Source organism: Falseniella ignava CCUG 37419, from assembly GCF_000301055.1.
Lineage (GTDB): Bacteria > Bacillota > Bacilli > Lactobacillales > Aerococcaceae > Falseniella > Falseniella ignava.
In genome coordinates, this window is the sequence record NZ_JH932301.1 from 529,341 (window position 1) to 538,536 (window position 9,196).

Consider the following 9,196-nt stretch of genomic DNA (forward strand, 5'->3'; position numbering starts at 1 on the left):
TGAGTTAGAGTTAGTTGTGCGGTAACTCCATCTCGGGAGGTTGAGTTGGAGTTAGTTGTGCGGAAACTCTATCTGAAGGCGGTTGAGTCGGAGTTGTTGGTCTCGGAACTCCATCTTAGGGTAGCTGAGGTGAAGTTGTTGGGCCCGGGACTCCATCTGACGAAGCAGAGCTGCACAAGCTCGCGAACTTTGTCCATCTGACAAAGCCAAGCTGAAAAAATCCCCACACAAAAAAAGTCGGCTGTAATCAGCCGACTGGGTACTTTCAACAAATCATTTAACGAACTTAGCGGAGTGGATTGTGCCTTGCTGCAGCTCAATCATAATGGCAGGTTTGACGGGGTTATGGTTGGCATCGATGGCGAAAGTGCCCGTTACACCTCTGAAATCAGTGGTTGCCGCCAGCGCTTCGGTAATTTTGGCTGGGTCATCGGACCCGGCGCGTTCAATCGCGTCAAAAATCAAGCGGGCCGCATCGTAGCCCAACGCTTGCCACGTTCCGGCCGGCTTGTCGAAGCGGATTTGATAGTCAGACAGGAAGGACTGAATGGCTGGGTCGTCACTTTCAGGCGAGAAGTGATCGGTATAGTAAATATCGTTAGCGGCAGCGGGTCCTGTAAGCTCTAACAATACTGGGCTCGAATATCCGTCTGTGCCGACGATAGGCTGAGTAATGCCTAGCTCGCGTGCTTGCTTAATAAAGAGTCCAGCCTCGTTGTAATAAGCAGGTAAGTAGATCACGTCGTAATCAATTCCAAAGAGTGATGTCAAAATGGCAGAGTAGTCGGTGTCACCACTTTGGAAAGCAGTGTCGAACACAATCTCGCCACCAAGCTGCTGGAACTCCTCACTAAAAGCATCGACCAAGCCTTGGGAATAATCAGCAGCTTGATCGGTTAAGACAACGGCTCTTTTTGCACCTAACTCATTTGCTACAAAGCGAGCGCCAATCTGGCCTTGATAAGAATTGCTGAAGCACACACGGAAGAAGTACTTCAAGACGTTACCATTCTTATCGAAAGGCATTGCATCATCGGTGGCGGATGGTGAGACACTTGGAATTCCGGCTTGCTCCAAGATCGGTAGTTGCGCCTGAGTCGTCCCGGTTAAAGCTGGACCGACCACGCCGACCACCCCTTGGCTAACCAACCGCTGAGCGACGGAGGCAGATTCGGTAATATCGGACTTGTTATCATAAGAGATGATTTTGATCGGGCGTCCGCCTAATAATCCACCGGCATGATTCACTTGTGCGACGGCCAGTTCTAATCCTTCTAACATTTGCTGACCGTAGGAAGCGGCAGAGCCAGAGAGCTCATAATTAGCACCAATTTTAATCGGTTCGCCAGTTTCCTCACTCGCTGCACTACGAACGTTTAAAGGAAAGAGGGTGCATAATAAAGCGAAAATGACCCCGATCTTAATGAATATATGTGTCTGTTTTCTTCGCATAAAGCATCCTCCTCTAGTAATTTATTGATTGAATTTAATACTTTGAATTATAGCACGCTAATTAGAAAAAACAACCAATCTCTCATAATTCGAATGAAAAATTAAAATGAAATTAAAAAATGCTTGTCAAAAGATAATGACTTTGTTATACTAAATCCATCGAATACAGGAGAGGAATTAAAATGAATCAACAGCATCGCCTTAACTCAGCAATTATTATCAGCATTATCATTAGATAGTGTTTGTGTCTACTTTATAGATACAAACACGTTCAAGCAATTTGTTTGTATCTATGAGGTGCTGTTATTCATGACGCCCGCATAGATTTAATCTAAGCGAGGCGATACTCATTCCGATGGGCCCAACAGGATAGATATCGAAAGACCTGGCTTAGATTTATATCTACGCTAGGTCTTTTGTTTTCGAATTGTAAGTCCAAAAAATGAAACGGAGATGATGAAAATGAATTTGAAATTCGTAAAAAAAGTAATGGCAACGGGATTAGTGTTAGCACAATTTGCAACGGGACTTTCGGTCCAAGCTGAAGAGACCATTAAAATCGGTGGAAATTTCGAACTTTCAGGCGCAACAGCTTCTTACGGAACCCCAATGTCAAAAGGAGTGCGCCTAGCGATTAAACAAGCCAATGAAGCAGGCGGTGTTCTAGGGAAACAATTAGAATATATCGAGTATGATAACCGCTCTGATTTAACCGAGACCGTCTCGGTGGCGAAACGCCTGGTCGGAGAAGGCGTTGTCGGAGTCGTCGGACCAGCACCATCAGGAAATGTGTTAGCCCAGATGCCGGTGATGGAAGAAGCACAAGTACCAAGTGTGGCACCGGCAGCCACTTTAGATGGAATAACGTATAATGACCGCGGTGAATTGTACAAATATTTCTTCCGTGTTGCTTTTGAGGATTCTTACCAAGGTAGTGTGGCAGGACAATACGCAGCTAATCAGTTGCAGGCGAAGCGTGCCGCGGTAGTGAGTGACCAAGCGGTCGATAGCTCACTTGGTTTGGCTGATGCTTTCAAAGAAAGTTTCACCGAAGCAGGTGGCGAAATCGTTTATACCGACAGTATCCAGTCAGGTGATACCGACTTTACGGCGACGATTTCAAGTTTATTAAGTCAAGATTTCGATGTATTGTATTTACCACTTTATTACAACGAGGCAGGCTTATTCATTAAACAAGCGCGCGAATTAGGATTAACGCAACCGATTATTGGTGGAGACGGCCTCCATAGTCCAACGTTAATTGACTTAGCGAGCCCGCAATATGCAACCGACATTTACTTTACAAGTCATTTCTCAACGACATCGGATGTTGAAGCAGTTCAAACATTTGTTAAAGACTACCAAGAAGAGTACGGTGAGGAACCTGATACGTTCTCAGCCACAGCTTACGATGCGGCACGCTTATTACTTGATGCGATTGAAAGAGCGGGCGAAGCAGAACCAACATCAATCCAAGCAGCACTTGAAGCGACGAAAGATTTTGAAGGGGTAACGGGTGTCTTCTCTGTTGATGAGCATCATAATCCAGTCAAAGCGGCTTTAATGATTAAATTAGAAAATGGAACCATCGCAAGTACTGAGTATGTTGAAGCGGAGTAATGCTTCACATCAGGTTAAACGACCTGAAATCAAATAAATTAAAATAGAAGGGACATAGAGTCATGCAATTATTGATGCAACAAATGGTGAATGGCATTGCTTTAGGCAGTATTTATGCGATGATCGCACTTGGCTATACGATGGTATACGGGACGATTCGCTTAATTAACTTTGCACACGGTGATGTTTATATGTTAGGGGCATTTTTAGGCTATTATTTATTCACAGTTCTCGGCGTGAACTGGATGCTTGCGCTATTAATTACAATGGGGGTGATCGCTGTTGTGGGGGTCTTGATTGAGCGAATTGCCTACAAACCTCTGCGCCATTCCACCCGCGTTGCGGCTTTAATTACAGCGATTGGCGTCTCTTACTTAATTCAAAATTTAATGATTTATTTTGTCGGTCCTGAGATGCGTGCATTTCCAGCGCCGATCGAAGTAAAAATGTTTAAAGTCTTTGGGTTAATCGTCAATTCAAAGCAACTACTTGTCTTAGCGGTTACGATTACGGTGATGATTGCCTTACAAATTATCGTTCAACATACGCGCATGGGTAAAGCGATGCGAGCGGTGGCGGTCGATCAAGATGCAGCTCAGCTCATGGGAATTAATGTCGATCGGGTAATCTCTTTTACCTTTGCTTTAGGATCAGCGCTTGCAGGGTTGGCGGGAATCTTAGTCGGAATCTACTACAACTCGATTCAAGCAACGATGGGAACCGCTCCCGGACTGAAAGCCTTTATCGCGGCCGTTGTCGGCGGTATTGGCAGCATTCCTGGCGCCATGATCGGGGGCTACTTGATCGGTATCTTAGAAACTTTAGTCACCTATATGGGCGGTGCGATGTATAAAGATGCAGTCGTCTATGGCTTGTTAATTATTATTTTACTCGTCTTACCTTCCGGTCTTTTAGGTAAGTCTGTACGTGAGAAAGTTTAGAAAGGAGTCGACATATGCAACGATTACATCGAAAAAACTTATATTGGATGGCGTTGATCGCTTTAATCTACGGCGCATTAACCGCTCTAATCCATTGGAATATTATCACTCCTTTCTACCAAAATACGTTAATGACCATTATGTTTAATATGATTTATGCGCTAGGACTTAATCTAGTACTGGGGGTTGCGGGACAATTTACCTTGGGACATGCTGGTTTTATTGCGCTCGGTGCCTACTCAACGGCTGTGATGAGCCGGATGGTTGATAACCCGTATCTTGCCTTAGCCCTTGGTATGTTGATAGGTGTGTTATTAGCAGTGGTGGTTGCCCTCGTTGTTGGGATTCCAACGTTACGACTTAAAGGAGACTATTTAGCGATTGCAACGTTAGGGGTTGGAGAAATTATTCGCGTTTGTATTAATAATTGGCGTAGCGTTACGAACGGTCCAGCAGGAATTGCTGGAATTACCAATGTTACGAGTTGGCAGTTGACCTATGCACTACTCGTTTTGACGACCATTCTCATCTTAAATTATGCTTATTCAAGTATCGGACGAGCGACTCGAGCGATTGCGCAAGATGATACTGCAGCAGAAGCGATGGGTATCCGCTTGACGCGTTACAAAGTTGCGGCGTTTGTCTTAGCAGCTGCGACCGCAGCCGTTGGCGGTGCGCTCCAAGCTACCTATATCGGGGTGGTGACACCGAATGACTTTACCTTTAACCGTTCGATTGACATTTTAATTATTGTCGTCTTTGGTGGTATCGGAAGCTTTACTGGCACCATTATTGCCGCGATTGTCTTGGGTATTTTAAATCTGGTGTTGCAAGATTATGGTCAACTACGGATGGTTATTTATGGTGTGGCATTGATTGTCATTATGATTTTCCGACCGGGTGGATTGCTCGGAACGCATGAATGGCGATTAGCATCTTGGATCGAACGTTGGTTCAAGCCAACGGATTCAAATCAAGCAACGAAGGAGGTAGCTTAATGGAACCTTTATTAGAAGTTCAAGGTTTAACCAAGCACTTTGGTGGACTGACCGCGGTAGCGAATATATCCATGCATATTGGTTCGGGTGAAATTATCGGCTTGATTGGACCCAATGGGGCTGGCAAGACGACCTTCTTCAACTTGTTAAGTGGTGTCTATGTGCCTTCTAGTGGTACGATTCAATTGGCCCATCAAGGGGAGATAAAGACCCTCCATGGGCTATCACCCGATACGATTAACGGATACGGTCTAGGGCGTACTTTCCAAAATATTCGACTCTTTAAAGACATGACCGTCTTAGAAAATGTCTTAGTCGCGATGCACCGTCACCAAGGTCCTAACGGTTGGCATGCGCTCCTACGAACACGTACGCACTATCATAGTGAAGCCGCATTAAAAGCTGAAGCGATGGAATTATTAACTATTTTCAAACTCGATCATTTAGCGCAAGATCAGGCTAAAAATTTAGCTTATGGTGAGCAACGTAAGTTAGAGATGGTCCGCGCTTTAGCAACCCAGCCGAAAATTTTATTTTTAGATGAGCCGGCTGCGGGGATGAATCCAAATGAAACGGAAGAACTGAAGCAGTTAATCCAACAAGTTCGTCAAGATTATCAATTAACGGTCGTCGTCATCGAGCATGATATGTCGTTTGTGATGGAATTATGCGAACGCATCTATGTACTGGAATACGGTCGGTTAATTGCGACGGGCACACCCGGTGAGATTCAACAAGATCCAGCGGTGATTAAAGCGTATCTAGGAGGGGAGTTGTAATCATGTTAGAAGTGAAAGATTTAACCGTCCATTATGGCATGATTCAAGCTGTAAGAGATGTATCATTTACGGTCAATGAAGGGGAGATAGTGACCTTAATCGGAGCGAATGGTGCCGGGAAAACGACCATCCTACGAGCTTTATCCGGACTGGAACGCACAAAAAGCGGTGAGATAAGCTACTTAGGTCGTTCTTTAGATCGTCTATCACCCCAGCAACGAGTGAAGGATGGGATTTCTCATGTGCCGGAAGGTCGGCATGTCTTCAAAGGACTCTCTGTTAAGGAAAATCTAGAACTCGGAGCCTTCCTTCGCAAAGATCGTGAAGCAGTTGAAGAAGATTTGGAACAAATCTATCAACGATTTCCCGTCTTAAAAGAACGTTTGAAGCAAGATGCCGCAACATTATCAGGTGGCGAGCAACAGATGTTGGCGATGGGGAGGGCTTTAATGAGTCGGCCGAAGTTACTGTTACTGGATGAGCCTTCTATGGGGTTAGCACCGATCTTTATTCAAGAAATTTTTAATATTATTCAACAAATTCAATCGACCGGCACGACCGTGCTTTTAATTGAACAAAATGCTAAAATGGCTTTAGAGATTGCGAATCGTGGCTATGTGCTCGAGACCGGTCGGATTGTCACTAGCGGAACAGGACAGAGCCTACTTAATAGTCCTGAAGTTCAAAAAGCATATTTAGGAGGATAAGCGTATGTATGTAAAAGACTATATGTCTACAAACTTAATTACAATAGAACCGACGACGTCATTACTACAGTGTCAAGATTTATTAAAACAGCACCGAATCAATCGTTTGCCGGTTGTACAAAATAATCGTCTCGTCGGTTTGGTAACGCATGATCTATTAATCGAGAGTTTACCCTCGAATGCGTCTAGCTTAGACCGACATGAGGTGAATTACTTGTTGGATAAAGCGACCGCCAAAGATATTATGCTAACACAAGTGCCAACAGTCCCACCTCTTTGCCTCCTAAACGAAGCCGCTCAACAAATGACCGATAAAAATATCGGTGCACTCGTCGTCACCGGAGTCAACGAGCTCGTCGGGATTATTACCGATAAGGATATCTTCCGAGCCTTTGTCGATATTTCTGGCGCACAAACGCCTGGAAAGAGTCTCGTGCTTGAAGTAGTAGAAGATCGGATTGGCATTGTTGAAGAAGTGGGTGAGGCGTTACACAGCTGCCAAATTAATTTAACGCATATGATGGTCTATCATTTAAATGACTTAATCCGGATTGTGTTGCACGTTGATGCGACCGATGTGACGGCACTTGTTGAAGCTTTAGAAGCACGTCACTTTACGGTTCATTCCGTTATTTAATCGAAGTAGCCTAAAGACTTTTAGCTGAGCTAAAGGTCTTTTTAATGGGACTTCAACCGATCGAACCGAATTTTGAATCTAGCTGCTTCCTCTAGATTAACAATTAAAATAATATGATTCATTCTATTAAAAAAAGAGCCAACACCCATTGAGGTGAGGCTCTTTTTGAATGTAATCATTTGAAGCGAGGTTTAATCGTCATTTACCGGTGCGGTCCAACCCCAGACATTATTAACTGGAACCGAGAACATGAGTCCGACGCCGGGTTTACTCATATCACCTAAGTGTCGGTTGACCACTTCAACCGCAGCGTCTAGGACACGATCGTCTTTAATGACTGTGAAAATAACTTTGTTGTACGGACGGTTATTATCGTGCATCACCCGCATCAAGCCGCCGAAGATTGGCACATCGCCCATCGTTAAGGCAGCACCCATCCCCTGCGAATCAATAATCGTTGCGCCATGCACGCCTACTTCGACAAAATCTTCCAAGATCGAATTCAATGCTTCAGTCTCATTTAAAATTAAAAATAATGCATTCATCTTGTGATGCGCCTCCTTTATAATTTATCCATGCCGTTAATTTCACCGGCTTGCGTAATCGAAATTTTAGATAAAATCGGTCCTAACACTTCAAAGATCAGTACGGAGAATAAGGTTAAGGTCGTAATCTCTGCGCTAAATTGCGGTAACTCGCGTGCGACAATCATGGTCATCCCAATCGCAACGCCCCCTTGAGGAAGTAATGCTAAACCAAGCCATTTGACAATGGTATCTTTGGCGTGAACCATTTTGGATCCAAGCGTTGCCCCAATAATTTTACCACTGGCACGAGAAAGGGCGTAAATTACACCGAGCCAACCGATTGTTGATAAGATGGAAAGGTTGAGGCTAGCTCCAGCAAAGGTGAAGAACATCAAGTTAGTTGGTGGGGCAAAATCATTGATAATATTGACCACTCGTTTGGAATTGCGATGGAAGTTTACCAAAGTCGCTCCAATCATCATATTGCATAGTAACGCTGATAGTCCTAAGCGTTGCGTTAAGCCGATGGCACCTAGAATTGTTAAGAGAATAAAGCATAACATGGTCTCTTTGCTCGTAATTTTTTTAACAAAATAAGTGAAAACCAGTCCGATAGCGGCTCCTAACAGCAGTGAAAAGACAATTTCAGATAATGGATCGAGCAACATTTGCGCGAAGTTAACTTCTTCGCTACCTAGCGATAATTTGGCTAAGCTCATCGAAATACCGAACGCCATAATACCGAACGCATCGTCGAGCGCAGCCACTTGCAAAATCGTCCGAGTCAGCGGTCCGTCTGCCCGATATTGGCGGATGACCATCACTGTTCCCGCCGGCGCAGTGGATGCGGACATCGACGCAATAATCATTGAGAACGCGAACGACCGTCCCAGTACGAAGTACATTACACAAAATACTACCGTCAGTACACCAAGCGCTTCCATTAGTGTAATGACGAAAATATTCTTTCCAAGTTTCTTCAATTCTGGAAGATAAAATTCGCCCCCGATTGCAAAAGCAATCATCCCTAGCGTCATCTCATTGACGAAATTAATAATCGGTAAATGCGCCTCGCCCACTACATGAAGCAGTGACTGTCCCAAAAGGACCCCAGCAATCAAATACCCCGTGACATTGGGCAGGTTTACCTTACGGGCAGCCGCAGCGCCCAGCACCCCGAACAATATTACTAACGATAACTCTAAATAAATATTCAATAAATCAGATCCCTCCATTAAATTGTGGCTGCACCCATTATACTCCTCTTTTTCAACAGATGCGAATCGAACTCGACATTTTTCAGAAAAATGTGATGGGGTAAGGGTTGGAATGGGGTTGCTTGGGGTGGTGTTGGGTAGTATTGGCTAGAGTGGGGTTGGTTGGGTTTGTGTTGATTTGGGAGGGATGGATTGTGGGTATGGGTGGCATTTTGTTTAGCTTGTGGAGTTGAGCTGAAGATTGGTGGTGGGACTGTTCATCTCGCGGAGTTGAGCTGAACATTTGCGGTGACTTTGTTCATCTTGTTGGGTTGAGCT

General features: G+C 44.6%; 9 protein-coding genes. 6 read left to right on the forward strand and 3 right to left on the reverse strand.

Annotated elements, in window-relative coordinates; genetic code table 11:
* Positions 1-273: 273 nt before the first annotated feature.
* A complete protein-coding gene (locus HMPREF9707_RS06660; RefSeq protein WP_006701939.1) occupies positions 274-1,452 on the reverse strand; it encodes an ABC transporter substrate-binding protein in 1,179 nt (392 codons plus the stop codon).
* Between the two features lie 462 nt (positions 1,453-1,914).
* On the opposite strand from HMPREF9707_RS06660, the gene HMPREF9707_RS06665 reads away from it, so the two are divergent.
* From HMPREF9707_RS06665 to HMPREF9707_RS06690, 6 genes are all read left to right on the forward strand, one after another.
* A complete protein-coding gene (locus tag HMPREF9707_RS06665) occupies positions 1,915-3,072 on the forward strand; it encodes an ABC transporter substrate-binding protein (protein ID WP_006701940.1) in 1,158 nt (385 codons plus the stop codon).
* Between the two features lie 62 nt (positions 3,073-3,134).
* Positions 3,135-4,013: a branched-chain amino acid ABC transporter permease gene (locus tag HMPREF9707_RS06670; protein WP_006701941.1), complete on the forward strand. Its 879-nt coding sequence runs from the start codon at positions 3,135-3,137 to the stop codon at positions 4,011-4,013.
* Between the two features lie 14 nt (positions 4,014-4,027).
* Positions 4,028-5,011, forward strand: coding sequence for a branched-chain amino acid ABC transporter permease (locus HMPREF9707_RS06675; protein ID WP_006701942.1), 984 nt, complete (start codon positions 4,028-4,030; stop codon positions 5,009-5,011).
* Positions 5,011-5,790, forward strand: coding sequence for an ABC transporter ATP-binding protein (locus HMPREF9707_RS06680; protein ID WP_006701943.1), 780 nt, complete (start codon positions 5,011-5,013; stop codon positions 5,788-5,790). The genes HMPREF9707_RS06675 and HMPREF9707_RS06680 overlap by 1 nt, the downstream gene beginning before the upstream one ends.
* A gap of 2 nt (positions 5,791-5,792) precedes the next feature.
* Positions 5,793-6,497, forward strand: coding sequence for an ABC transporter ATP-binding protein (locus HMPREF9707_RS06685; protein WP_006701944.1), 705 nt, complete (start codon positions 5,793-5,795; stop codon positions 6,495-6,497).
* Between the two features lie 4 nt (positions 6,498-6,501).
* Positions 6,502-7,134 (forward strand): CBS domain-containing protein, encoded by a 633-nt coding sequence (locus HMPREF9707_RS06690; RefSeq protein WP_006701945.1) that lies wholly within the window; start codon positions 6,502-6,504, stop codon positions 7,132-7,134.
* A gap of 191 nt (positions 7,135-7,325) precedes the next feature.
* Here the strand turns inward: HMPREF9707_RS06690 and HMPREF9707_RS06695 are convergent, their stop codons facing one another.
* On the reverse strand, positions 7,326-7,679 hold the full coding sequence (locus tag HMPREF9707_RS06695; RefSeq protein ID WP_006701946.1) for a P-II family nitrogen regulator: 354 nt from the start codon (positions 7,677-7,679) through the stop codon (positions 7,326-7,328).
* Positions 7,680-7,696: 17 nt separating this feature from the next.
* Positions 7,697-8,878, reverse strand: coding sequence for a cation:proton antiporter (locus tag HMPREF9707_RS06700; protein ID WP_006701947.1), 1,182 nt, complete (start codon positions 8,876-8,878; stop codon positions 7,697-7,699).
* Positions 8,879-9,196 lie beyond the last annotated feature (318 nt).

What these genes read in the sequence shown, in the direction of transcription:
- HMPREF9707_RS06675 (WP_006701942.1), top strand. Translation starts at nt 4,028, where the DNA reads ATGCAACGATTACATCGAAAAAACTTATATTGGATGGCGTTGATCGCT.
- HMPREF9707_RS06665 (WP_006701940.1), top strand. Translation starts at nt 1,915, where the DNA reads ATGAATTTGAAATTCGTAAAAAAAGTAATGGCAACGGGATTAGTGTTA.
- HMPREF9707_RS06660 (WP_006701939.1), bottom strand. Translation starts at nt 1,452, where the DNA reads ATGCGAAGAAAACAGACACATATATTCATTAAGATCGGGGTCATTTTC.
- HMPREF9707_RS06690 (WP_006701945.1), top strand. Translation starts at nt 6,502, where the DNA reads ATGTATGTAAAAGACTATATGTCTACAAACTTAATTACAATAGAACCG.
- HMPREF9707_RS06670 (WP_006701941.1), top strand. Translation starts at nt 3,135, where the DNA reads ATGCAATTATTGATGCAACAAATGGTGAATGGCATTGCTTTAGGCAGT.
- HMPREF9707_RS06680 (WP_006701943.1), top strand. Translation starts at nt 5,011, where the DNA reads ATGGAACCTTTATTAGAAGTTCAAGGTTTAACCAAGCACTTTGGTGGA.
- HMPREF9707_RS06695 (WP_006701946.1), bottom strand. Translation starts at nt 7,679, where the DNA reads ATGAATGCATTATTTTTAATTTTAAATGAGACTGAAGCATTGAATTCG.
- HMPREF9707_RS06685 (WP_006701944.1), top strand. Translation starts at nt 5,793, where the DNA reads ATGTTAGAAGTGAAAGATTTAACCGTCCATTATGGCATGATTCAAGCT.